Origin of the sequence: Citrobacter sp. Ce104, from assembly GCF_030334595.1 — a bacterium.
Taxonomy (GTDB): Bacteria; Pseudomonadota; Gammaproteobacteria; order Enterobacterales; family Enterobacteriaceae; genus Citrobacter; species Citrobacter europaeus.
Genome location: NZ_JAOWDP010000066.1, coordinates 179962 through 205686 on the forward strand (window position 1 = coordinate 179962; position 25725 = coordinate 205686).

The window sequence follows — 25725 nt, forward strand, 5'->3', positions numbered from 1 at the left end:
GCCTGATGGTGCTACGCTTACCAGGCCTACAGGCTGATAACACGAAATTTGTCAGGCCTATAATCCCCCGCGAATCAATCCCCCCATGCCACGGCGCTCCATAAAGGCCGCTACCTGATGGCGTACTTCTGCCGCCATCTGCGCTTCCAGGCTGCGCTGCGCCAGCGTTTTCGCTTCATCAAAATCGATATGACGCAGCAGATATTTGACGCGAGCGACGGAACGACCGTTCATCGACAAATGACGAAAACCAAGGCCGATCAGAATAGCCACGCACATCGGGTCGCCCGCCATCTCACCGCACAGGCGCAAATCGATACCGCTTTTTTCGGCTTCCTGCGCAATCATCGCCAGCGCACGTAACATCCCCGGATGCAGGCTGTCATAAATGCTGGCTACCCGCGTATTGTTACGATCGACGGCCAGAATGTACTGGGTTAAATCGTTAGTTCCGACCGAGATAAAGTCTATCCGGTTTGTCAGATGCGGCAGCATGAATACCATCGACGGAACTTCCAGCATGATGCCAATGCGCGGTTTCGGGATCGCATAGCCGATCATCTCTTCCACTTCGCGTCCGGCACGTTCAATCAAACGTCGCGCTTCGTCCACTTCATCAATGCTTGTAACCATCGGCAGCAAAATGCTGAGGTTGCCTGTTGCCGCGTTGGCTCGCAGCATGGCGCGAACCTGGATCAAAAAGATCTCTGGCTGATCGAGCGTTATGCGGATCCCACGCCAGCCAAGGCACGGGTTCTCTTCACTTATTGGCATGTAGGGCAGTTGTTTATCGGCGCCGACATCCAGCGTACGCAGAGTTACCGGCTTATCGTTAAACATTTGCAGCATACCCTGATACTGTGCAACCTGTTCTTCTTCCGAAGGAAAACCGCTTTGCAGCATGAACGGGATTTCAGTACGGTACAGGCCAATGCCGTCGATTCGGCTACCCAGCTTTTCTTCATGTTCCGGGCTGAGACCCGCATTGAGCATCACCTTCACGCGCTCGCCGCTTTTCAACTGCGCGGGCTGGTTGACGTCGTCTTCCGCCAGGCGGCTCAGCTCAATTTCTTCACTGATAAGACGCTGGTATTCCTGGATCAACACCGGTTCCGGATCAACCAGCAGTTCACCGCGATAACCGTCCACCACCAACGTACGGCGATGCAGCACCGAAGGCTGGATATCGGCCCCCATGACGGTAGGGATACCCAGCGCACGAACCATAATTGCCGCATGGGAGTTGGCTGCGCCGTCCCGGACAACCACGCCGACTAGCCGGTCCTGAGGAAGTTCCGCCAGCGTGGTCGCGGAAAGCTCATCCGCCACCAGCACAAAACGTTCCGGCCAGGCATTCGGCCCCTGAACAGAGTCGTCAAGATGGAACAGCAGACGCTGGCCCAGCGCACGTAAATCTCCGGCCCGCTCTTTGAGGTAGTTATCGCTCAGGGCGGCAAACTGTTCGGCAAACTTTTCGATGATCGTTTTAACGGCCCACTCGGCCACCGAACCATTATCCACTTCCGCAAATAACTCACGGCGCAGGCGGGTATCAGAAAGCAGGTGTGAGTAAAGATCAAAGATCGCCGCTGTTTCTTTCTGCGCCCCGGCGGTAAAGCGTTTGCTGTAGCGGCGAAATTCGTTCGCCGCCTCTTCCAGCGCACCGGTCAGTCGCTCGCGCTCAAGCACCGGATCCAGCGTTGAAGCCTGATAGACCTGTTCCATCAGCGGCAGCGTCGCGTCCTGCCAGCCTTCGGCTATTGCCACACCGGGAGCGGCAGGCAATGCACGGATACGCGTTTGCCGGTATTGGCCGAACAGCGCGTTTAGCTGCGACTGCGAAAGAATAGCCGCCATTTGCGTGGCGAGCGTGACGAGGAAAGACTCTTCACTTTCATCGTACTGGCGCAATTCGCGCTGCTGTACCACCAGCACACCTAAAAGCTGGCGGCGCTGAATGATCGGCACGCCTAAGAACGCACGAAAGCGCTCTTCTTTTACCGAAGGAATGTATTTAAAGCTGGGATGTTTTTGCGCATCGGCGAGGTTGATAGGTTCCGCCAGCCTGCCAACCAGGCCAACGATACCTTCATCAAACGCGAGTGCGACAGTGCGACCACGCGGTTTTTTCAGTCCCCGGGTCGCCATGAGGTAATAACAACGTCGATCGTGATCGGCCAGATAAACCGAACAGACCTCTGTATCCATCGCAAGACAGATGTCGGTAACCAGAATATTCAGCGCTTCATTCAGACGCGGAGCACTGGCCACCTTTTCGACTATTTCGCGCAGGCGGGTGAGCATAATTTGCGTAGCTTAACCTCTTTTACGTCTGTACGCAGGTGCGCTTTGCGGCTTAGGAGTACTCTCCTGAAGCGCCATGACAACACTTGCGAATTCTTTCATCACCCTGCGATAGACATCGCGTTTAAATGACACCACCTGTCGAACCGGATACCAGTAACTCACCCAGCGCCAGCCGTCGAACTCAGGTGTACTGCTGGTTTGCATATTGATTTCAGCATCGCTGCTGACCAATTGCAGAAGAAACCATTTTTGTTTCTGGCCGATACAAACCGGCTTCGTGTCCCAACGCACCAAACGTTTCGGTAACTTGTAACGCAACCAGTTACGAGTAGAAGCAAGGATCCGTACATCTTTACGACTAAGACCCACTTCTTCAAAGAGTTCCCGGTACATCGCCTGCTCTGCTGTCTCTCCTGCATTTATCCCACCTTGCGGGAATTGCCAGGAGTGCTGACCAAATCGCCGGGCCCACATGACCTGCCCCTGGCGGTTACAAATTACTATCCCTACATTCGGGCGGTAGCCATCGTCATCAATCACCGGACTACCTCAACATAAACCTTATATACAAACGATTGTTTCACACTCCTGAGGGGCGGTAAACCACTCTGTTAAGGGTGCGATATTCTAATAACAATTGAATAACTCACAGCTAAGGGCCGAGTTATAAACAGAATAAGGGCAAGCAAGGCGATTTTATTCACCTTTTCTGTGGATATAGTTGTGAAGAAGTACGGAATTACTATGGGAAAACCCAGAACAGTCCGAATAAGACATTCGTCACATATTAAAAATAGTCTTATGGATTCATAAAGTTAAAACCGATCAGTGCAAATAAACACTTAGAAATGTGACGTGTATCACGCACACGATCTTCAGGCTGATGAAAGATCGACCAGCGTTGGTTTTATCCACAGATTATGCCAATAAGTTAGGCACAATTTGTGTGAAAATTCGATTTTCGTCGCACGTCAAGGCTGTAAATTGAAACAGTAGTGGGGCTTTTTCACAGTTATCCCATCTTTCTGTGGATAACATGGTGTAAGATCCTGTTCATTGTCAGTGACCAGAATTGGAAAACCTACTTCGCTGTTGCGCAACTCTGCACACGTGAATCTAAAAACCAATATAAATCATAGAATTGAATAAAGCATGTGGAAAAAGATAAACTCTGTCCACACGGTATAAAACCATTGCTCATTTTTTCACCTAAGGGTTAACCCGATGCCTGAACTCCGTCCGTTGCTTTCTCCCCCTGAATCTGAAGCCCAGTTGCTGAGCCAGGCGCGGCTACTTTCGGGCTACGCGTTAGGAGAATTAGCGGCAATGGCGGGAATCGTGGCGCCTAAGGATCTCAAGCGCGATAAAGGCTGGATTGGCGTGCTACTGGAAATCTGGCTCGGTGCCAGCGCGGGCAGTAAACCAGAGCAGGATTTTGCGGCACTGGGCGTGGAGCTGAAAACGATCCCTGTGGACAGTCTTGGCAGACCGCTGGAAACCACCTTTGTGTGTGTGGCGCCGTTAACCGGTAATACTGGCGTCACCTGGGAAACCAGCCATGTGCGGCACAAACTTAAACGCGTTCTGTGGATCCCGGTGGAAGGCGAACGCAGCATCCCGCTGGCTGAGCGTCGCGTCGGCTCTCCCCTGCTGTGGAGCCCGAATGAAGAAGAAGACCAGCAGTTGCGTCTGGACTGGGAAGAGTTGATGGACATGATAGTGTTAGGCCATGTCGAACGCATCACCGCTCGCCATGGGGAAGTACTGCAGCTGCGTCCTAAAGCAGCCAACGCCCGAGCGCTAACCGAGGCCATTGGCGCTCATGGCGAACCCATCCTCACCCTACCACGCGGCTTTTACTTGAAAAAGAACTTCACCCGCGCATTGCTTGAGCGACATTTCTTGTTCCAGGCGCAATAGGCACCGTCCGGCCTTTCACCCGCCGCGTTACGGGCCTATAATTACCGCTTCTTTTTTTTGGCAGGACTTTGTTCGATGTTATTTGCATGGATAACCGATCCTAACGCCTGGCTTGCGCTCGGTACGCTGACGCTGCTGGAGATCGTTCTTGGGATCGACAATATTATTTTCCTCTCTCTGGTTGTAGCCAAACTCCCGACAGCGCAACGTAATCATGCCCGACGCATTGGGCTTGCAGCGGCGATGATCATGCGTCTGGCACTGCTGGCTTCTATCGCCTGGGTAACGCGGCTGACAAACCCGCTATTCGAACTGTTTGGCGAGGCGATATCAGCGCGCGACCTGATCCTTCTGCTGGGGGGATTGTTCCTTATCTGGAAAGCCAGTAAGGAGATCCACGAATCCATTGAAGGCGAGGAAGAGGGACTGAAAACCCGCGTATCTTCTTTCCTGGGCGCGATTGTGCAGATCATGTTGTTAGACATTATCTTCAGTCTGGATTCCGTGATTACTGCGGTTGGCTTGTCCGATCATCTGTTTATTATGATGGCGGCGGTGGTGATTGCCGTAGGCGTGATGATGTTTGCCGCGCGCCCAATTGGCGAGTTTGTCGATCGCCATCCTTCGGTAAAAATGCTGGCGCTCTCGTTCCTGATTTTGGTCGGTTTTACGCTAATTCTGGAAAGTTTCGACGTCCACGTTCCGAAAGGATATATCTATTTCGCCATGTTCTTCTCTATCGCAGTAGAGACCCTGAACCTGTGGCGTAATAAAAAAAATCCGCTCTGAGGAAACCCATCGCTCCCTGCAAGGGGAGCGAATGCCGGCCACACCTACCCCTTCTCACAGTTTAAGATTTTACTGCTTTCACCATGCACAACTTCGCGTTATTACTAAACTATTGTCAGACGCAGGCCATGTGAGGATAAGCAGATGAAAAAATGGGCAGTTTTGATTTCCGCCGTAGGACTGGCTTTTGCCGTTTCCGGATGCAGCAGCGATTATGTAATGGCAACAAAAGATGGTCGAATGATCCTGACCGATGGAAAACCAGAAATTGACGATGATACCGGTCTGGTGAGCTATCACGACCAGCAGGGCAATGCGATGCAGATTAACCGCGATGATGTGTCTCAAATCATTGAACGCTGATGGTTGAGGTCAGCAGCGCGCTGGCCTTAACAATTTTACTTCCCTTTTTCGCTTCCCTCAGCCATTTTTATAATCCTTATGTCGTGATTATAAAAAGGAAACGGCTATGCAATATCACCGTATACCCCACAGCTCGCTGGAAGTCAGTACACTGGGGCTGGGCACAATGACGTTTGGTGAACAAAACAGCGAAGCCGACGCACATGCACAGCTCGATTATGCCGTAGCACAGGGCATAAATTTAATCGACGTTGCCGAGATGTATCCGGTACCGCCGCGTCCTGAAACCCAGGGGCTCACCGAAACCTACGTAGGTAACTGGCTCGCCAAACACGGCAGCCGCGAAAAACTAATCGTTGCTTCTAAGGTCAGCGGCCCATCACGTAACAACGACAGCGGCATTCGCCCGAATCAGGCGCTGGATCGTAAAAATATCCGTGAAGCGCTGCACGACAGTCTGAAAAGACTGCAAACCGATTACCTGGATCTGTATCAGGTTCACTGGCCGCAGCGCCCGACCAACTGCTTTGGTAAGTTAGGCTACAGCTGGACGGACTCCGCGCCGGTCGTTTCCCTGCTGGATACGCTGGACGCGCTGGCAGAATTTCAGCGGGCGGGGAAAATTCGCTATATCGGCGTGTCCAATGAAACCGCCTTTGGCGTGATGCGCTATCTGCACCTGGCGGACAAACACGATTTACCGCGAATCGCCACCATCCAGAACCCCTACAGCCTGCTGAACCGCAGCTTTGAGGTTGGACTGGCGGAAGTGAGCCAGTATGAAGGGGTTGAACTGCTGGCCTACTCTTGCCTGGGCTTCGGTACGTTAACCGGTAAATACCTGAACGGCGCGAAACCTGCCGGTGCACGTAATACGCTGTTTAGCCGTTTCACGCGCTACAGCGGCGAGCAAACACAAAAAGCCGTCGCGGCCTATGTGGATATCGCGAAACGCCATAATCTGGATCCTGCGCAAATGGCGCTGGCATTCGTGCGTCGTCAGCCGTTTGTCGCCAGCACGTTGCTGGGTGCCACGACGATGGAGCAGTTAAAAACCAACGTTGAAAGCCTGCATCTGGAGCTGAGCGAAGAAGTACTGGCGGAGATTGAAGCGGTGCATCAGGTGTATACCTATCCTGCACCGTAACGGTTAGCGCCTGATGGCGCTATGCTTATCAGGCCTACAGACAGCGTTCCCTGTAGGCCGGATAAGGCAACGCAGCCATCCGGCAACAGCACGTAACAGACTAATGGCGGCGCTGCCAAATCCACAGCGCCGCAATCGCCAGCGCAAACAGCGCACCAAATCCAATACCAATCGCAACTGCCGGGATCCCCACCAGCACCGCCAGTGAGTAAATACCCAGCATCAGCAGCATCGCACTGTTTTCGCCGAGGTTTTGCACCGCTATCGCATTACCCGCACCGACGCTTTTCTTGCCCCGCTCCTGCAGCAACGCATTCAGCGGCACCACAAAGAAGCCACCAGACACGCCGATAAGCATCAGCAACGCGTAGGCCGGAAGCAGCGAATGTTGAAGAGAGAAAATCAGCACCACAATGCCAATCAGGATCCCCGCCGGCATACAGCGCGACACGGTTTCCAGCGTCACCAGCTTCGCTGCCGCACCCGCGCCTACCACAATCCCAATCGCTACCATGGCATTGAGATAGGTCGGCGTGGCGTTATCGGTGATACCGAGCGCCACCGGGACCCACAGCACCAGCAGAAAACGCAGCGTAACGCCCGCGCCCCAAAAAAGGCTGGTTCCGACCAACGAGAAGCGTGTTTCACCGTTGCGCCATAGCGAAGATGCGGCACAGAAGAAACTGCGCATCATTTTCCCCAAGTGCCAGGACTGACCAGGGCGAGCCGCGGCCAGTTTCGGGATATACAGGTTAGCCACTACCGCGCCAGCATAAGCCAGCGCACAGGCAGAAAGCGCGGCAATCACATGCCAGTCGGCCAGTACGCCGCCGGCGACAGAACCGAGCAAAATCGCGGCAATGGTGGAGGCTTCCATCAGGCCGTTGGCCTTCACCAGTTTGTCACCGGTAGTCAGTTCACCGAGAATGCCATACTTGGCCGGTGAATACGCCGCCGCGCCGATCCCCACCAGCGTATACCCGAGAAAGGGATTAATGCCGAAGCAAATACTCGCCGCACCCAACAGTTTCAGGGCGTTCGCAAACATCATCACTCTGCCTTTGGCAAAGCTATCCGCCACCTGTCCAACAAACGGCGCAAACAGGATGTAAGCGCCCACAAACACCATTTGCAGGATTGGCTGGCTCCAGTCCGGATAAAATTGTTCCTTCAGCAGCGCCAGCGTGGCGAACAGCAGCGCGTTATCGCCAAACGCCGACAGAAACTGCGCGGCGATAACGGACATCATCCCTTTGGACCAGATTGAAGTGTTAGTGTGCACTGACTCACTCATGTTGTTTTTCCGGCTCATCGACCCAGCTTTTCAGCGTAACAAAATCCGGCTTACCGCTGCCGAGTAATGGGAGTTGCTTCAGGTGGCGAATATCACGCGGTACGGCAAGTTCAGGTACGCCGTGCGCCCGCGCATACTGTTGTAGTTTTTCACGCGTGAGGTCGGTGTCGGTAGTAAACAGCACCAGCGCCTCACCTTTGCTGGCATCACTCTTGATCGCCGTGGCGTGCATTTTGTCTGCAGATACCGCCAACGCCAGTTGCTCAACCATTTCCAGAGACACCATCTCTCCGGCAATTTTAGCGAAACGCTTGGCGCGCCCCTGAATCTGTACAAAGCCGTTTTCATCAAAGCGCACAATGTCGCCGGTGTCATACCAGCCGCGCTCAATCTCACCTTGCGCATTCTCTGCCGTCGGCACTTCCAGCACACCGGGTTTTTCAACGCGTAAATAGCCGCTCATAATATTGGGGCCTTTCAGCTGTAAACGCCCACCGTCCTCAATACCCGGAACGGCTAACAGTCGGGCATCCATGCCAGGCAAGATGCGCCCTACCGTTCCCGGTTTTGCCGCCATTGGTACGTTGATCGACACCACCGGCGCACATTCCGTCACGCCATAGCCTTCAAGGACGCGCAGGCCAAATTTCTCCTGCCACAGCTGCTTTGTGCTGTCCTGCAGTTTTTCCGCGCCCGCCACCACATAGCGCAGGCGGTGGAAATCGTACGGATGCGCGAAACGCGCGTAGTTGCCAAGGAACGTAGACGTACCAAACAACACGGTGCAGTTCCGGTCATATACCAGCTCTGGCACAATGCGGTAATGCAGCGGGCTGGGATAAAGGAACACTTCTGCGCCAGTCAGCAGCGGCGTGAATAATCCCACCGTCAGGCCAAAGGAGTGGAACAGCGGCAGCGCCGACATAAAGCGGTCATCAGCGGTGAAATCGGCAATCGTTTTAATCTGCTCAACGTTCGCCAGAATGCTCTTGTGGCTATGGACCACGCCTTTCGGATGGCCTTCCGAACCGGAGGTAAAGAGGATCACCGCGGCCTCTTCCGGCTGCTGTTTAACTTGCGCCAGATGCGGTGCCAGCAGATGTGAGAAAATCCACAGCTTATCGCTAAATGTCACATCAGCTTTTAAGTCCTCCAGATAAACCCAGCGCACCTGGGTGAGCTGTTCTGGTAAATGCCAGAGTTTGCCTTTTTCGAGAAACTGTCTGGATGTGAAGATCGTTTTGATTTCGGAGGCAGTAATGGCGCTGGTTAACCCTTTCACGCCCGCGGTGTAGTTCATCATGGCCGGAATGCGTCGACGCGCAATGGCGCCAAAAATGACCGCCGCGCTGATGCTCGCGTTTGGCAGCATCAGGCCAATTTTTTCACCTTCGACACTGTATTTTTCCAAAATACGGGCCACAAAGAGCGTCTTCGTGAGCAGCTTGCGGTAGCTGTCCGGGGTAAAGTTGATATCTTCAATGCAGTTTTTGCCTGCGCCAAAACGGTATTTTGCCGCCAGCAGCGACTCGTATAGCGTTTCACGCGGACGCACCGCCATGCGCGCTTCCATCATAATTTGATGCAGCATTTCACCAGCAATTTTGCGGCGATCGCGAGCACGCGGCGCTTCCGGCATCGGCATGTGGGTCGGCGGCAGAATATGCAGTTGGATACGCGGGAAGAATCGCTGTTTCACCCGACCTTTCAGGCGGCTAAAGCGGGAAAGCTCTGCGCCCTCAATACGGACAGGAACGACCGTCGCCCCCGACTTAGCGGCGACAAACCCCGCGCCGTCATAAATTTTCATTAACGAACCGGTGGTAGAAATACGTCCTTCCGGGAAAATAACCACCGGACGCCCCTGCTCGACCAGACGAACCAGATGTTTAATCGACATTGGTTTGGTTGGGTCTAACGGCACGAAATCAATCAGCGGGGTTAGCCAGCGCATATACCATTGCTGGCTGATCGAGGTGTAAACGGCGAAGACGGGACGAATTGGTAAAAATAGCGCCAGCAGGATGCCGTCTATAAATGAGACATGGTTGGGAGTGATTAGAACGCGTTCTCCCTGTAGCGCGTTAACATCGCCCGTGACGCGAACGCGGAAAAGCACGCGAAACAGATTACGAAAAAAGCCAAATAGCATCTCAACTCCCTGTGCCATTAATTACATAAACATTAATGGTGGGAGAGTATACGAGTTGGGGAACAGGCGCGACAGGTAACTGGTAAATACAATCCGAAAAAAAACCTGCGCATCCGCGCAGGTCGGTGCAAGAGACAGGTACGAAGTGCGTACCGAATAATCTCACCAATCAATACCTCTGGGATCTTGATTGTGGTCGTCAGACACCAGATACGCCAGCGCGAAAACGCAAAGGAATGAACCCAAATGCAACGAGTTGTGTAAATTATCGGTTACTGTTACAGATAGGCTGAAGATAAAAAAAAACCTGCGCATCTGCGCAGGCTGGTGTAATTCTAGTGATCAACCCGAAAGTTGATTTCAACTATCAATACCTCTGGGATCCCAACTCTAGCAATCCGCTCAGTTCTCCCACCAGCGAACAATCGCAACAGCGCATCGCAAAGTGTAAGCAAAAATTAGCATTTTCTATTTTCTGTCTTACTTCGCTCGTGCGCGCTCACATTTGCGACGTCCTGACGGGCAATCTGCTTGAACAGCCAGCCATTTTCCGTAACACTGACGGAATGTAAGCGTTTACCCACAACAGGTACTATCATGGCGACCATAAAGGATGTAGCCCGACTAGCTGGTGTTTCAGTCGCCACCGTTTCTCGAGTGATCAATGATTCCCCCAAAGCCAGCGAAGCATCGCGTCTGGCCGTAACGAGTGCAATGGAATCACTCAGCTACCACCCCAATGCCAACGCGCGTGCGCTGGCGCAACAATCCACAGAAACCATCGGCCTGGTGGTCGGTGATGTGTCCGATCCATTCTTTGGGGCAATGGTTAAAGCAGTCGAGCAGGTGGCCTATAACACCGGGAATTTTTTGCTGATTGGCAACGGCTACCATAATGAACAGAAGGAACGTCAGGCGATTGAACAGCTCATTCGTCATCGCTGCGCGGCGCTTGTTGTCCATGCCAAAATAATCCCGGATGCCGAACTGGCTTCGTTAATGAAGCAAATCCCCGGCATGGTCTTGATTAACCGAATTCTGCCGGGATTCGAACAGCGCTGCGTTGCCCTCGATGACCGTTTCGGCGCGTGGCTCGCTACCCGACACCTCATTCAACAAGGCCATACGCGCATTGGCTATCTGTGCTCCAATCACACGATTTCGGATGCGGAAGATCGTCTGCAAGGTTATTACGACGCGCTGAATGAGAGCAACATACCGGTCAGCGATCGACTGGTGACCTTCGGCGAACCGGATGAAAGCGGCGGTGAACAGGCGATGACCGAGTTACTTGGCCGTGGTAAAAACTTCACTGCGGTAGCCTGCTATAACGACTCAATGGCGGCTGGCGCCATGGGCGTATTGAATGATAACGGCATTGATGTGCCGGGAGAAATCTCGCTGATTGGCTTTGATGATGTGCTGGTTTCCCGCTACGTGCGCCCACGTCTGACCACGGTACGCTATCCCATCGTGACGATGGCAACCCAGGCCGCCGAACTGGCACTCGCGCTGGCGGAGAAGCGCCCCGTGCCTGAAATCACCCACGTTTTTAACCCGACTCTGGTGCGTCGCCATTCCGTTTCGACGCTGACGGAGCCAGGGAATTCATCATCAAACGATTAACCAGGATAGCGTTATGACTACGATGTTGGACGTTTCACGGCACGCAGGTGTCTCAAAAGCGACCGTTTCGCGCGTACTGAATGGCACGGGTCAGGTAAAAGAGAGCACGCGCCAGAAAGTGTTTAAGGCCATGCAGGCACTTGATTATCGGCCCAATTTTTTAGCGCGCTCTTTGGCAAACCGCACCAGCAACAGCATTGGTCTGGTCGTTTCGACATTTGATGGATTCTACTTCGGCCGCCTGCTGCAACAGGCCTCGCGCCAGACGGAGTCTCACGGCAAACAGTTGATCGTCACCGACGGACACGACACGCCGGAGCGTGAACAGGAAGCCGTACAAATGCTGGCCGACAGGCAGTGCGACGCCATTATTCTCTATACCCGCTATATGAGTGAAAAGGCGATAATGTCGCTGATGAACAGCATTGCTATGCCCCTGTTGGTCATCAACCGTGATGTCAGTCAGGCCCGCGATCGCGCCATTTTCTTTGAACAAGAAGATGCAGCATATCAGGCGGTCAATTATCTGATCTCTCAGGGACACAGCGATATTGCTTGTATCACCGTGCCTGGCCATACGCCTACCGGTAAATCCCGCCTGATGGGATATCGTAAGGCGTTGGAAAAAAACGGTATTCCCTGGGATCCTGACAAGGTCAAATACGGCGACTCCACGATGACGCGAGGCTATGAAGCCTGTCGTGAACTGCTGGCGGAAGGGGTGAAATTCAGCGCTCTGTTCGCCTGTAACGATGACATGGCATTAGGCGCATCAAAAGCGTTACATCAGGCCGGACTGAGGATCCCAGCGGACGTCTCATTATTTGGTTTTGATGATGCGCCCAGCGCCAAATGGCTGGAGCCGGGGCTGTCTACCGTTTATCTGCCGATTGATACCATGATAACCACGGCAATCGACCAGGCTATCCGGCTGGCTAACGGCGAGAGCGTAGAGCCGATCCCACCGTTTACCGGTAAACTGGTGTTGCGGGAATCGGTGACAACGGGGCCGTATTACGAATAGTGCCGGATGGCGCAAGCGCCTTATCCGGCCAGTTAATTTCGTAGGCCGGATAAGCGTAGCGCCATCCGGCGTTTCACAACGCTATATTCAGATTAACTCCAGCGCCAGTAGCTCATCAATGGTCTGGCGACGGCGAATCAGTCGCGCCACGCCTTTATCAAACAAGACCTCCGGCAGCAGCGGGCGGCTATTGTAATTTGACGACATTGACGCGCCGTACGCCCCGGTATCATGCAAGACCAGATAATCTCCCGACACCACCGCAGGCAACAGACGGGTTTCTACATTCCCACCTTCCTGCTGGGTAAACACGTCGCCGGATTCACACAGCGGCCCCGCCACCACGGTTTCAATCTGCTGCGCGTTTTCCAGCGAGCGGCCATCACCCGCCAGCGCGGAGATATGGTGATAGCTGCCATACATCGCCGGGCGCATCAGATCGTTGAATCCCGCGTCGATCAGCACAAAGTGACGGCTGCCCATCTCTTTTACGCTGCGCACCTGCGCCACTAACACGCCAGCTTCTGCGACCAGAAAACGACCAGGCTCTATCTCAAGTGCGACCGGGTGGCCCAGGTGTTTAGCGATCTGCTCACGCGCGGCATTCCACAGGCCGAAGTAATGATCGGTGTCGATCGCCTCTTCCCCTTCACGATACGGGATTGATAAACCGCCGCCCGCGGAGATCGCCTCCAGATCCTGACCAAATTCAACCACCTGACGCACCATCGCGCCGCACACCTGCTCCAGATGGCCGTAGTCTACGCCGGAGCCAATGTGCATATGAATCCCCACCAGCTTTAACTTATAGCGCTGGATCACTTCCAGCGCCGCCGGTAGATCGCTGTACCAGATACCATGTTTGCTGTTTTCACCGCCGGTATTTGTTTTCTGACTGTGCCCATGCCCAAAGCCAGGGTTTACGCGTAGCCACACGCGATGGCCCGGCGAGACCTGACCCAGTTGTTCCAGCATGTCCACCGACCCGGCATTTACCGGAATGCTCAATTCATGCACCCGCGCGAGCGTCGCTTCATCAATCATATCGGCGGTAAAGACTATCTCATCTTTCCCAGGTACAAAGCCTGCCGCCAGCGCACGTTCAATTTCGCCAAGCGAGACGGAATCAACCTTCACGCCCTGCTCGCGCATCAGACGCAAAATATGAATATTCGAACATGCCTTCTGAGCAAAACGCACCACGTCAAACTGACTCAGCTTAGCAATCTGGGCGCGAATAATCTGCGCATCATAGACCCACACCGGGCAGCCGAATTCGGCAGGCAAGCGCAGCAGGTTGTCGGCGGTCAGGTCAGTGTCTGTATTGTTGAGTGGGCGTGGCATGGTGTACTCCGGTATTGGCTTTTTTATGATTACGCCACAACCCGAAAAGAATAAAAAATATCGTTTTATCGTGAGTCTATGCAAAAATGATATGGATTGGTTCATTCGAGGATTGCCCATGCCCGCCGTTAACCTGCGTCACATTGAAATCTTTCACGCTGTGATGACGGCGGGAAACCTGACGGAAGCCGCGAGGATGCTCAATACCTCACAGCCTACCGTCAGCCGCGAGTTAGCGCGCTTCGAGCAAGTTCTGGGGCTAAAGCTGTTTGAGCGCAGCCGTGGGCGCTTGCATCCAACGGTACAGGGATTACGTTTATTTGAAGAGGTGCAACGTTCGTGGTATGGCCTGGACAGAATAGTGAGCACCGCCGAAAGCCTGCGCGAATTCCATCAGGGCGAACTGTCGATCGTCTGCCTGCCAGTATTCTCACAGTCTTTTTTACCGCCGCTGCTGCAGCCATTTCTCGCGCGTTATCCGCAGGTCAATATTCAGATAGTGCCGCAGGAGTCACCGCTGCTGGAAGAATGGCTGTCGGCACAGCGCCACGATCTGGGGTTAACGGAAACGCTGCATACACCTGCCGGAACGAAACGCACCGAATTGCTGGCGCTGGATGAGGTGTGCGTACTGCCGCAAGGGCATCCGCTGACCCGCAAAGCGGTATTAACACCGCAGGATTTTCAGGGAGAGAACTACATCAGCCTGTCACGAACCGACAGTTACCGTCAGCTACTGGACACCCTGTTTAATGAACATCAGGTGAAGCGCCGCATGGTGATTGAAACCCATAGCGCCGCTTCAATTTGTGCGATGGTGCGGGCGGGCGTTGGGATCTCGGTGGTAAACCCGCTGACCGCGCTGGATTACGCCAGCAGCGGAGTCGTTATCCGCCGCTTCAGTATTTCGGTGCCGTTCACGGTCAGTCTGATTCACCCGCTTCATCGCCCCGCCTCGGCGCTGGTTGATGCTTTTACTGCACATCTGCAAGCCCATCTGCCGAGACTTATCGAACCGCTGGAGGCTATTTTGCATCCACAGTCGAAAGCATAAATGCCACCGCATCTTGCGCATGGATTGCCGCAGTGTCGAAAACAGGTAGTGGGCTTAGCTCTGCCGGAACCAGCAGACCAATCTCGGTACAGCCAAAGATAACCCCTTGCGCACCCTGTTTAGCCAACTGGTCAATCACGCTCAGGTAATAGTCACGAGAGGCTTCGCTGAACTCACCGAGGCACAGCTCGTCGAAAATAATCTGGTTTATTTTCTGGCGGTCATCAGCTTCAGGAATAAGCGTGCTAATGCCAAATTCAGTCTGTAAACGCCCACGATAAAAATCCTGCTCCATGGTGTAGCGCGTACCCAGCAGCGCCACGTTGCTCATCTGCTGCTTTTGTATAGCCCGACCCGTTGCGTCGGCAATATGCAGGAACGGCACATCACAGGCGCTTTCAATCGCCTCAGCAACTTTGTGCATGGTATTTGTACACAGCACAATCCCTTGCGCTCCAGCTTGCTGAAGCCCTGTGGCGGCCTGCGCGAGGATCTCCCCGGCCCGCTGCCAGTCACCGCTTGACTGACAAACTTCAATCTCGTGAAAATCTACGCTGTGCAACAGAATCTGTGCCGAATGCAGACCACCCAGATGCTGTTTTACCCCTTCATTAATGAGCCGATAATAAGGAATAGTGGATTCCCAGCTCATACCGCCTAACAGACCGATCGTTTTCATCATTTCCCCTGACTCGTTGTTGTCTCTCCAGTGAACCAAAGATGTGATCAACTTTCCACATCTGTTGGCGTGCATTTCTTTTTTTTATTTTCTGACATAGGTTTAATGAAACATCGTTTTAATTAATAACAGGAAGGCCGGATGTTTATTTTTCATAAAGAGACTACGCTTGACGATCTGGGCAATGGCGTTACCCGGCGCATTCTCGCTCACGACGGTAAAATGATGGCGGTTGAGGTGAACTTCGAGCAAGGCGCGATAGGCCCGATGCACAATCATCCGCATGAGCAGCTGACTTACGTGTTGTCCGGTGAGTTTGAATTTACCATCGGCGAAGAAAAGCATGTCGTCAGGGCAGGCGATACCCTGTATAAACAGCCGAACATTATGCATGGCTGCGTTTGTTTAAAACCGGGAACGTTGCTGGATACCTTTACGCCCATACGCGAAGATTTTCTGCACGGGTAATTTCGCTGTTCTCAAGCCGTGCTACTGACCGGTTTGAGAACACGCTAAAATGCGTACTCAGTTCCCTAAAAATGTATACGTTACAAGGTGAGGCATTTTCCCTCGATACCAATTCGCATAAGCGTTAATCACCCGATGCGTCTCGCCATGTGGGCGATTACAGTCACGTTATCTTAATTAACGGTGACGGATCGCCATGACAAAAATGACAACATCCACTCCACATGACGCAGTCTTCAAACAGTTCTTGTACCATCCTGATACCGCAAGAGATTTTCTGGATATCTATCTTCCATCAACCTTGCGGGAGCTATGTGATCTGCAAACACTAAAACTGGAATCAGGCAGTTTTATTGAGGATAGCCTGCGAGCCAGCTACTCCGACGTACTGTGGTCATTAAAAACAAATGAAGGCGATGGATATATCTATGTTGTTATCGAGCATCAGAGTTCGCCAGACGCTCACATGGCATTTCGGCTAATGCGCTATGCAATGGCCGCAATGCAACGCCATCTGGATGCTGGCCATAAAACATTACCTTTGGTGATACCGATGCTGTTTTATCATGGCGCACTCAGCCCCTACCCCTTTTCACTCTGCTGGCTGGATGAGTTTGACGACCCCATAGTGGCACGACAGCTATACTCAGCAACATTTCCGCTGGTGGATATCACCGTAATACCCGATGACGAAATTATGCAACATCGCCGTATAGCACTGCTGGAATTGATGCAAAAACATATCCGCAAGCGTGATTTAATGGGATTAGTGGAACAACTGGTCTCGTTGCTGGCTACGGGATACGCTAATGACAGCCAGCTCAAAACACTATTTAATTACATGATGCAGTTTGGAAATACGCCTCACATAGATAAATTTATCCGTGAAGTCGCTCAGCGGGTACCACAGCAAAAGGAAAGTCTGATGACTATTGCGGAAGTGTTGCAACAAGAAGCCAAACAACAAGAAGCGTTACGCATTGCCCAGATGATGTTAGCGAATGGTATTAGTCATGAAATTATACTAAAGATAACCGGGCTGTCTGCTAAGGATCTCCTCGCCAGGCAGGCTGCTCCACACTGAAATAAGTAGTTATGAGAGCCCGATAATCAGTTGTTCTATCGGGCTCCCTGCTCACTTACACCCCAATATCTCTTAACTTCTCACCCGCCATCAGCTTGCGTTCGATATGCTCCAGCGTGACATTTTTGGTTTCTGGAACAAGCCAGAAGGTAATCCCGATAAACGCGACGTTCAGCGCGGTATAAAGCCAGAACGTACCGGCTGCGCCAATGCTGTCGAGCAGCGTCAGGAACGTTGCGCCAATAATCATGTTCGATACCCAGTTGGTGGTTGTGGAGCAGGTAATACCAAAATCGCGGCATTTCAGCGGCTGAATTTCCGAACACAGGATCCACACCACCGGCGCGGCGCTCATCGCATAGCCTGCAATACACATCATCGTCATGCCAACTGACAGCCAGGATAGTCCATTGGAAGCCGTGCCGTTATCAAACTGCATAAGGCAATAACCAAGCACCAGCGTCCCGAGGGCCATCACGCTGAAACCAATTTTCAGCGCCGGTTTACGTCCTGCTTTGTCGACCGTGAAAACGGCGATAAAGGTGGCAAACATAAACGTTAAGCCGACCACCAGCGTGGCAATCATTTGCTGCTCTGTGGTGGTAAAGCCCGCCATTTTAAAAATTCGCGGCGCGTAATACATGATGATGTTCATCCCGGTAAATTGTTGCATCGCCTGCAGCAACATCCCGAGGAAAACCGCGCGACGCACGTTGCGGTTAATTTTAAACAGCGCCCAACCGCCCTGCTTCAGCTTCAGACTTTCACGGATTTCGTTCAGCTCATCGCGGGCCTTTTCTGACGTATCGCGCAGCATACGCAGTACTTCTTCGGCTTCGATGTGGCGACCTTTTTCCGCCAGCCAGCGCGGGCTGTTGGGCAGAAAAACAACCAGGATGATCAGTAACACCGCCGGGAGCGCCAGCACGCCCAGCATAGCGCGCCAGTTACCGCTGTAGCTGAATGCCGTATCGGACAAAAAGGCCAGTACGATACCCAGCGTTACCATCAGTTGATACATACTGATCATTTTGCCACGCACGTTCTCGCTGGCCATTTCGGAGAGATAGAGCGGTGCGGTGTAAGACGCGATCCCCACCGCAACGCCCAGCACCACGCGGGCAAAAATGAGCATTTCTACGCTGGAGGCGAAGGCCGACCCCAGAGATCCGACGACGAAAAGGATCGCGCCCGCCATCAGACTGTATTTACGTCCCAGGCGGAATGACAGCCAACCGTTAAACAGCGCACCCATTGCCGCACCCAGCATCATGCTGCTCACCACCCACTCCTGCAGACGGCTGGTCAGGACAAAATGATCGGTGATAAAAGGCAACGCGCCGGCTATCACGCCAATATCCAGGCCGAATAACAACCCTGCGACAGCCGCAGAGATAGATACAAACATATTCATACGTCGCGTATCGCGCGCAGTGCGCGGCGCTAAAGCAGCATCATTATTTATTGAGACCATTTTTTCCTGCCAGATACAGAATAACCATGTCATTGAAAGTAAGGGATCCCTTACAGGAAGCGTCAGGCGGGAAACGGCAAAAACATGGATTAAATAGCTACACCACATCGTTATGTGATGGATATTCCAATTTTAAAATTTAATGACAATCACTCAATTAAATTTAATCTATTGATATTAATGAATATTAAAAATCAAGAATCCATAAATATGGAAATGAATATGGAATAATTTATAACCACAATATGGATTTTAATGATCAAAATGTAAAAAAAACCCTGCCAGAGGGCAGGGTTTGACGGTTCAGGAAAGCGAATTAACGTGCCAGCCAGCCGCCATCAACCGCAACGGTATAGCCGTTGATATAGTCAGATGCGCTGGACGCCAGGAACACGACAGGCCCCATCAGGTCGCTCGGCAGCCCCCAACGACCCGCCGGGATACGATCGAGGATTTCTGCGCTACGCTGCTCATCAGCACGCAGCTGTTGAGTGTTGTTCGTCGCCATATACCCCGGCGCAATTGCGTTGACGTTGATGTTATGTTTTGCCCATTCGTTCGCCATCAGACGGGTAACGCCCATTACGCCGCTTTTAGACGCGGTGTAAGACGGCACACGGATCCCGCCCTGGAAGGACAGCATAGAGGCGATATTGATAATTTTGCCGCCGTTACCCTGAGCGATAAAGTGTTTCGCCGCGGCCTGAGACATAAAGAACACGCTCTTAATGTTCAGGTTCATCACGTCATCCCAGTCTTTTTCGCTGAAGTCGATCGCATCGTCACGACGAATAAGACCCGCATTGTTGACCAGAATATCGATATGACCAAATTCCGCCACTGCACGCTCAAGCAGCGCCGGAATGCCGTCGATTTGACGCAGGTCGGCGGTCAGACTTAAAAAACGGCGGCCCAGCGCGGTCACGCGTTCGATGGTTTCCGTCGGTTCAACAATGTTGATACCGACGATATCGCAACCTGCTTCAGCCAGACCCAACGCCATACCCTGACCCAGGCCGGTGTCACAACCGGTCACAACGGCGACTTTTCCTTCAAGAGAGAATGCATTCAAAATCATTGTAAATCCTTAATTTTTATATTGCCTGCCGCAGCAGGCACGGCTGTCGCCCGCGATTAGCGCAGATCTTTGACTGCAACATGGTCCATATCATCAAAGACCTGGTTTTCGCCGACCATGCCCCAAATGAACGTATAAGCTTTTGTGCCGACACCGGAGTGAATTGACCAGCTCGGAGAAATCACCGCCTGTTCGTTGTGCATCACAATATGACGCGTTTCCTGAGGCTGACCCATCATGTGGAAGACGCAGGTATCTTCTTCCATATTGAAGTAGAAGTAGACTTCCATACGACGTTCATGGGTATGACACGGCATGGTATTCCACAGGTTACCCGGCGCCAGTTCCGTCAGGCCCATGCTCAACTGGCAGGTTTCCAGAACATCCGGCACAAAGTATTTGTTGATGGTACGACGGTTACTGGTGAGGTTATCGCCCAGCGTCACTGGCGCAACGTCTGCTGGCGTGACTTTTTTGGTTGGGTAAGTCGTGTGTGCCGGCGCGCAGTTGTAGTAAAACTTCGCCGGTTTCGCCGTGTCGATGCTGGCGAATACCACTTCTTTTGCCCCTTTCCCGACGTACAGCGCATCGCGATGGCCAATTTCATAGCACTGGCCGTCAACGGTAATCGTGCCAGGGCCGCCGATGTTGATCACACCCAGCTCACGACGCTCGAGGAAATAGGTTACGCCCAGCTGTTTGCCGACTTCGCCACCCACAGAGACGGTTTTGGCCACTGGCATAATGCCGCCAACAATGATGCGATCGATGTGGCTGTAGACCATGGTGTATTCATCTGCGACAAACACTTCTTCGACCAAAAACTCATTACGCAGCCCCTGAGTGTCCAGGGTTTTCGCATGCGCACTATGGATGCTTTGTCTTACGTCCACATTTACCTCCAGTGATAAATTGACCGTGAATGCTTAAACGAATAGCAAAACGCTGTTCCGTTTTATCTTATGCGCTCATGATATCCCTCCCGGAATGGGTTTTCAATTACAACTAAAACGATGTTTCACTTTTTCTGCATCTTATTGTCAAAAGTGTAATTGTGATCACGCTAGCGCATATAAATCGCGAGAACATTTCAAATAAAATTATTTAAAACAATTAGATAGATAAATACACAAAGAAGTGGTTCATTAGTGGCGGGGATAAGACATTGAAAATACAGTCGGACTCATACGATGTTTGCACACCTTTTCAAACAAAGTGCGCAGTCAATCACATGAAATGAAACAGCGTTTTGATATGTTGGCAGGGTTTAGAGTGTATGTTTCTGTAACTGGCCTTGCCCTCCTGTTGGAGGGCTTTTTTATAGAGGAAGAGATAACACGGCAGAAAACTGTTCGAGAAGAAAAATATATACCCTAAATAATTCGAGTTGCAGGAAGGCGGCGACGCAGCGAATTCCCCGGAGCGTACATAAGTACGTGACTGGGGTGAGCGAGTAAAGCCAACGCACATGCAGCTTGAAGTATGACGGGGATTAGTCTCGTTCGATAGCGAGCGCCACCCCCTGACCGCCGCCGATACACAGCGTTGCCAGTCCTTTGTGCGCCCGACGCTTCACCATTTCATGTACCAGTGAAACCAGAATTCGGCAGCCAGATGCGCCAATCGGATGGCCGAGAGCAATGGCTCCGCCGTTCACATTTACCCGCCGTTCATCCCACTCCAGCATTTTCCCAACGGATAATGCCTGCGCGGCGAACGCCTCGTTAGCTTCAATAAGATCAACATCAGCCAGTTGCCAGCCCACACGCTCAAGACAGCGGCGCGTCGCATACACTGGCGCAATCCCCATCAGTGCGGGATCAACCCCGACGCTGGCAAAGGCGCGAATGCGGGCCAGCACCGGTAAATTCAGCTCCTGCGCTTTGGCTTCGCTCATCATCATCACCGCGGCGGCGCCATCGTTGATGGATGAAGCGTTACCCGCGGTGACCGAACCGAGCCGGTCAAAGGTAGGATCCAGACGCGCCAGCCCTTCGGCGCTGGCATCGGCGCGCGGCTGCTCGTCGGTATCCACCACGAAAGATTGCCCATTACGCTGCGTTACCACCGGCACGATTTCATCTTTAAAACGTCCGGCATCGATTGCCATCCGTGCCTTGTGCTGTGAGTGCAGCGCGTAGGCATCCTGTAATTCACGGCTGATGCCGTATTCCCGCGCCAGGTTTTCCGCAGTAACGCCCATATGGTAATCGTTGAAAGCGTCCCACAGTCCGTCATGCACCAGGCTGTCGACCAGTTGACTGTTTCCCAACTGTGCACCGGTGCGGCTATCGGTAAGAACATGCGGCGCACGGCTCATATTTTCTTGCCCGCCCGCAATCACAATGTCGGCTTCGCCGCACTGGATAGCCTGGGTCGCCAGATGCAGCGCTTTCAGACCCGAACCGCAGACATCGTTAATGGTGATGGCGGAAACGGTATTGGGTAGCCCACCATTGATGGCGGACTGACGCGCCGGATTCTGCCCGGCGCCTGCGGTAAGTACCTGTCCGAGGATCACTTCATCCACGGCGTGAACATCCACGCCAGTGCGTTCCAGTAACGCCCTGACCACCATGCTACCTAATTCAACGGCAGAGTGGCGCGCCAGCGTCCCCTGGAAGCAGCCAATCGGTGTCCGTAACGCCCCGACTATCACAACCTCTTTCATCACCACCTCAGCGCAAAATAACACCGCAATAGTAGATGATTGTTAAAAAGAGTTATCAAGGTTGTTTAAAAACGGTGATTTTTATCACAAAGGAAATTCGTATCATTTATTGGTCATCTGAACGCCACTCTGCTGTAAATGGTCGCGCAGCCAACTTCCCGCCACGCCAGGGGGGGATTTTTTATTCCACAACAGATCGATAGAGATAGCCTTTGGCCAACCGGGCAGATTCAATTGAACCAGCGGTTTTTCTGCCGCAAACTCCTCCACCAGCGCACAAGGGAGCGCGCACCAGCCGAATCCCTGCACCGCCATACTCAGCAGCAACAAATAGTTAGGCGCCGACCAGACGGGGCCACGCGCCACGTTGGTGCCGTTTTCCAGATAGGTATTCAGACGCAACTCGCGCCAGGTATGTAGCTGTTCCCACTGCAGTTTTTCATGAGCCGCCAGCGGATGCGACGCCGCGACGTATAATCCCATCCAGGTTTGCATCGGCAGACGCGTAACGCCCATGTCGGTCGGGTAATCCTCGCGCGCTTCGATCAACCCCACCTGAGCACGCCCTTTTTGCAGCAGATCGATCACGTCTTCATCTTCGCCAATCAGACATTCAAACTCGGTATGGGGAAACTTGCGGTCAAACTGCACCATCAACTCTTCCAGCACATCCGGGTGAAGCGTGTCCGAAAGCACGAAAGTCAGACGCGCTTCCGTCTCACCCGACAGCGAGATCGCCGCCTCATCGAGACGTTCGCTGGCCGTCAAAATTGCCTGCACATAGCCCAGCACCCGCTTACCTTCTTCAGTCAGCGTTGGCTGGCGGGATGAGCGGTCAAAGAGCGCAAAACCAAGATCGGCTTCCAGATGCGCAATGGCCGTACTGATGGTGGACTGGCTTTTGCGCAGCCGCCGGGCCGCCGCAGAAAACGAGCCGCAGGACACGGTCTCCACAAATGCCGTTAACGCTTCAGGAGAGTAACGCATGAACTATCTACTTTATCGATGGATACTATCTTTTAGATATCACATAAAACGATAAAATTGCCACCATTCCGTTATCCGGGCATTAAAGAAGGTTTTAGGTTATGCAACACGATACAGTCCAACGTCGCTCGCTAGTGGAGCGTATTTTTCATGCCGTCTGCTTTGAAGGCATTGCCACCGCTGTTCTCGCACCAACCACCGCATGGTTGATGCAGCGCTCGGTGCTGGAAATGGGCGGACTGACCGTTCTTCTCGCCACCACGGCGATGATCTGGAATATCATTTATAACGCCCTGTTTGACCGCCTGTGGCCATCACATCTGGTAAAACGTACGGCGAAAGTGCGGGCATTTCACGCCTTAGGCTTTGAGAGCGGTTTTATTGTGATCGGGGTGAGCATCGTGGCGTATGTGCTAAACGTCAGCCTGCTTCAGGCATTCACGCTGGAAATAGGTTTCTTCCTGTTCTTCCTGCCGTACACCATGTTCTATAACTGGGCTTATGACACGTTACGCGAGCGTGTTATGAAGCGTCGCCAGCAGCGCGTTACTGCCTGATAATTAAAATAATAGTCGGAATCTTCTCGGTTCCGGCTATTAATCCATTCACTAGCCCACTCGTTCACACCTCCCCCAGCCCCTGCCATTTGTGGTAAATTGCGCTTCTTTTTGTTTATTTTATAGTTGATACGTTCAAATAATGTCGAAATTTTGGTCAAAAGAAGAGACTCTCTGGAGCTTCGCACTATATGGGACTGCCGTCGGCGCAGGAACCCTCTTCCTCCCCATACAGCTGGGTTCTGCAGGCGCGGTGGTATTGTTTATCACCGCACTCGTCGCCTGGCCTTTAACCTACTGGCCGCACAAGGCGCTGTGCCAGTTTATCCTGTCCTCAAAAACCTCGGCAGGTGAAGGAATTACCGGCGCGGTTACGCACTACTACGGCAAGAAGATTGGCAGCCTGATCACCACTCTCTATTTTATTGCCTTCTTTGTGGTGGTGCTGATCTACGCCGTAGCGATAACCAATTCACTCACCGAACAGCTGGCAAAACATATCACCATCGATCTGCGGATCCGCATGCTGGTCAGTTTTGGCGTGGTGCTGGTGCTGAACCTGATTTTTCTGATGGGCCGACAAGCCACCATTCGGGTCATGGGCTTTCTGGTGTTCCCGCTGATCGCATACTTTTTATTCCTTTCGCTTTACCTGACCGGAAGCTGGCAACCAACGTTACTCACTGGCCAGATGTCTTTCGATCAGCACACGCTGCATCAGGTTTGGATATCTATTCCCGTGATGGTTTTCGCTTTTAGCCATACGCCAATTATCTCTACGTTCGCCATTGACCGACGTGAGAAATACGGCGAGCAGGCCATGGGTAAATGCAAAAAAATCATGAAGGTAGCCTACGTCATCATCTGCCTGAGCGTGCTGTTTTTCGTCTTCAGCTGTTTGCTTTCGATTCCGAAAAACTATATCGAAGACGCGAAAAATGAAGGCGTGACCATTCTGTCAGCGCTATCGATGATGCCCAACGCGCCGGCATGGCTGTCGATATCCGGGATCATCGTTGCCGTTGTGGCGATGTCAAAATCGTTCCTCGGCACCTACTTTGGCGTGATTGAAGGGGCAACGGAAGTAGTAAAAACGTCGTTGCATCAGGTGGGAGTGAAGAAAAGCCGGGCTTTTAACCGCGCCCTGTCCATTATGTTGGTTTCGACCATTACGTTCATCATCTGCTGCATTAACCCTAATGCCATTTCAATGATTTACGCGATTAGCGGGCCACTGATTGCCATGATTCTGTTTATCATGCCGACATTATCGACCTATCTGATCCCGGCACTGAAGCCGTACCGTTCAGTGGGTAATCTGATCACCCTGATTGTCGGTCTGCTGTGCGTATCTGTGATGTTTTTTGGCTAGAACGTGTTGTTTTACGGCTCATTTCAGTATTTAGATGAGCCGTTAAACTGACTTATTTGATGTACGAATCCAGCACTTTCAGGATCACATCCAAATCCTCTTCGCGCTTAATTTCATCGCCCTGATGCACAATGTGCTCGGTTAGATGACCTTTAATCACTTCACGCATTAATCCATTTACCGCACCGCGGATCGCCGCTATTTGCTGCAATACCGCCGCGCATTCATGCGGTTCATCCAGCATGGTTTTCAACGCCGCTACCTGCCCCTGAATCTTGCTGGCTCGGGCTTTCAGCTTTTGTTTGTCGCGGATCGTATGTGACATAGCTTTACCT

23 protein-coding genes are annotated in these 25725 nt (G+C 52.5%); 11 read left to right on the forward strand and 12 right to left on the reverse strand.

Features of this window, described 5'->3' with window-relative positions; translation table 11 throughout:
* Positions 1-57: 57 nt before the first annotated feature.
* Together ptsP and rppH are read right to left on the reverse strand one after the other, a co-directional pair.
* Positions 58-2304, reverse strand: a complete 2247-nt coding sequence (gene ptsP, locus OGW16_RS17160; RefSeq protein ID WP_087052044.1) for a phosphoenolpyruvate--protein phosphotransferase — start codon at positions 2302-2304, stop codon at positions 58-60.
* Positions 2305-2316: 12 nt separating this feature from the next.
* Entirely contained in the window at positions 2317-2847 is a 531-nt protein-coding gene (gene rppH / locus OGW16_RS17165) for an RNA pyrophosphohydrolase (protein WP_003825602.1), read from the reverse strand.
* Between the two features lie 684 nt (positions 2848-3531).
* Here rppH and mutH point away from each other — a divergent pair.
* From mutH to OGW16_RS17185, 4 genes are all read left to right on the forward strand, one after another.
* The gene (gene mutH, locus OGW16_RS17170) at positions 3532-4227 is read left to right on the forward strand and encodes a DNA mismatch repair endonuclease MutH (protein ID WP_043017438.1); all 696 of its coding nucleotides are present in this window, start codon (positions 3532-3534) and stop codon (positions 4225-4227) included.
* A 75-nt stretch (positions 4228-4302) separates the two neighbouring features.
* Positions 4303-5016: a TerC family protein gene (locus OGW16_RS17175; protein WP_003033961.1), complete on the forward strand. Its 714-nt coding sequence runs from the start codon at positions 4303-4305 to the stop codon at positions 5014-5016.
* A gap of 144 nt (positions 5017-5160) precedes the next feature.
* Positions 5161-5379: a lipoprotein YgdR gene (gene ygdR, locus OGW16_RS17180; RefSeq protein ID WP_000758660.1), complete on the forward strand. Its 219-nt coding sequence runs from the start codon at positions 5161-5163 to the stop codon at positions 5377-5379.
* A 106-nt stretch (positions 5380-5485) separates the two neighbouring features.
* Complete coding sequence (locus OGW16_RS17185; RefSeq protein WP_003033954.1) at positions 5486-6526, forward strand: NADP(H)-dependent aldo-keto reductase; 1041 nt, start codon at positions 5486-5488, stop codon at positions 6524-6526.
* Positions 6527-6626: 100 nt separating this feature from the next.
* Here OGW16_RS17185 and lplT read toward each other — a convergent pair whose 3' ends face one another.
* Positions 6627-7820 (reverse strand): lysophospholipid transporter LplT, encoded by a 1194-nt coding sequence (gene lplT / locus OGW16_RS17190; protein ID WP_047408973.1) that lies wholly within the window; start codon positions 7818-7820, stop codon positions 6627-6629.
* The gene (gene aas, locus OGW16_RS17195) at positions 7813-9972 is read right to left on the reverse strand and encodes a bifunctional acyl-ACP--phospholipid O-acyltransferase/long-chain-fatty-acid--ACP ligase (RefSeq protein ID WP_286518646.1); all 2160 of its coding nucleotides are present in this window, start codon (positions 9970-9972) and stop codon (positions 7813-7815) included. Before aas ends, lplT begins: the two co-directional genes overlap by 8 nt.
* 597 nt (positions 9973-10569) lie before the next feature.
* On the opposite strand from aas, the gene galR reads away from it, so the two are divergent.
* Both galR and OGW16_RS17205 read left to right on the forward strand, forming a co-directional pair.
* Entirely contained in the window at positions 10570-11598 is a 1029-nt protein-coding gene (galR, locus tag OGW16_RS17200; RefSeq protein ID WP_043017443.1) for an HTH-type transcriptional regulator GalR, read from the forward strand.
* 13 nt (positions 11599-11611) lie between these two features.
* On the forward strand, positions 11612-12622 hold the full coding sequence (locus tag OGW16_RS17205; protein ID WP_043017444.1) for a LacI family DNA-binding transcriptional regulator: 1011 nt from the start codon (positions 11612-11614) through the stop codon (positions 12620-12622).
* An 87-nt stretch (positions 12623-12709) separates the two neighbouring features.
* On the opposite strand, the gene lysA is transcribed toward OGW16_RS17205, so the two are convergent.
* On the reverse strand, positions 12710-13966 hold the full coding sequence (gene lysA / locus OGW16_RS17210) for a diaminopimelate decarboxylase (protein ID WP_043017445.1): 1257 nt from the start codon (positions 13964-13966) through the stop codon (positions 12710-12712).
* A 118-nt stretch (positions 13967-14084) separates the two neighbouring features.
* On the opposite strand from lysA, the gene OGW16_RS17215 reads away from it, so the two are divergent.
* Positions 14085-15020 carry a LysR family transcriptional regulator gene (locus tag OGW16_RS17215; protein WP_286518647.1) on the forward strand — a complete coding sequence of 312 codons (936 nt, stop codon included), beginning with the start codon at positions 14085-14087 and terminating at the stop codon, positions 15018-15020.
* Here the strand turns inward: OGW16_RS17215 and OGW16_RS17220 are convergent.
* Positions 14992-15699, reverse strand: a complete 708-nt coding sequence (locus OGW16_RS17220; RefSeq protein WP_075145676.1) for an aspartate/glutamate racemase — start codon at positions 15697-15699, stop codon at positions 14992-14994. The two genes, OGW16_RS17215 and OGW16_RS17220, sit on opposite strands and share 29 nt — an antisense overlap.
* 141 nt (positions 15700-15840) lie before the next feature.
* Here OGW16_RS17220 and OGW16_RS17225 point away from each other — a divergent pair, with 141 nt between their 5' ends.
* Entirely contained in the window at positions 15841-16167 is a 327-nt protein-coding gene (locus tag OGW16_RS17225; protein ID WP_043017447.1) for a cupin domain-containing protein, read from the forward strand.
* Between the two features lie 196 nt (positions 16168-16363).
* The gene (locus OGW16_RS17230) at positions 16364-17251 is read left to right on the forward strand and encodes an Rpn family recombination-promoting nuclease/putative transposase (RefSeq protein ID WP_043017448.1); all 888 of its coding nucleotides are present in this window, start codon (positions 16364-16366) and stop codon (positions 17249-17251) included.
* A 55-nt stretch (positions 17252-17306) separates the two neighbouring features.
* On the opposite strand, the gene araE is transcribed toward OGW16_RS17230, so the two are convergent.
* The 5 genes from araE to OGW16_RS17255 all read right to left on the reverse strand — a co-directional run bounded on the left by araE (position 17307) and on the right by OGW16_RS17255 (position 23461).
* Positions 17307-18725: an arabinose-proton symporter AraE gene (araE, locus tag OGW16_RS17235; RefSeq protein ID WP_043017983.1), complete on the reverse strand. Its 1419-nt coding sequence runs from the start codon at positions 18723-18725 to the stop codon at positions 17307-17309.
* A gap of 316 nt (positions 18726-19041) precedes the next feature.
* Complete coding sequence (gene kduD / locus OGW16_RS17240; RefSeq protein WP_003033923.1) at positions 19042-19803, reverse strand: 2-dehydro-3-deoxy-D-gluconate 5-dehydrogenase KduD; 762 nt, start codon at positions 19801-19803, stop codon at positions 19042-19044.
* Between the two features lie 56 nt (positions 19804-19859).
* Positions 19860-20696 (reverse strand): 5-dehydro-4-deoxy-D-glucuronate isomerase, encoded by an 837-nt coding sequence (gene kduI / locus OGW16_RS17245; protein ID WP_008785720.1) that lies wholly within the window; start codon positions 20694-20696, stop codon positions 19860-19862.
* 599 nt (positions 20697-21295) lie between these two features.
* The gene (locus tag OGW16_RS17250) at positions 21296-22474 is read right to left on the reverse strand and encodes an acetyl-CoA C-acetyltransferase (protein WP_286518648.1); all 1179 of its coding nucleotides are present in this window, start codon (positions 22472-22474) and stop codon (positions 21296-21298) included.
* A 102-nt stretch (positions 22475-22576) separates the two neighbouring features.
* Positions 22577-23461: a LysR family transcriptional regulator gene (locus OGW16_RS17255; protein ID WP_047408964.1), complete on the reverse strand. Its 885-nt coding sequence runs from the start codon at positions 23459-23461 to the stop codon at positions 22577-22579.
* Between the two features lie 101 nt (positions 23462-23562).
* On the opposite strand from OGW16_RS17255, the gene OGW16_RS17260 reads away from it, so the two are divergent.
* Positions 23563-24018 (forward strand): multidrug/biocide efflux PACE transporter, encoded by a 456-nt coding sequence (locus tag OGW16_RS17260; RefSeq protein WP_043017451.1) that lies wholly within the window; start codon positions 23563-23565, stop codon positions 24016-24018.
* A gap of 142 nt (positions 24019-24160) precedes the next feature.
* Complete coding sequence (locus OGW16_RS17265; protein ID WP_172862375.1) at positions 24161-25390, forward strand: amino acid permease; 1230 nt, start codon at positions 24161-24163, stop codon at positions 25388-25390.
* 52 nt (positions 25391-25442) lie between these two features.
* Here OGW16_RS17265 and rcnR read toward each other — a convergent pair whose 3' ends face one another.
* Entirely contained in the window at positions 25443-25715 is a 273-nt protein-coding gene (rcnR, locus tag OGW16_RS17270) for a Ni(II)/Co(II)-binding transcriptional repressor RcnR (protein ID WP_043017452.1), read from the reverse strand.
* Positions 25716-25725: the final 10 nt, after the last annotated feature.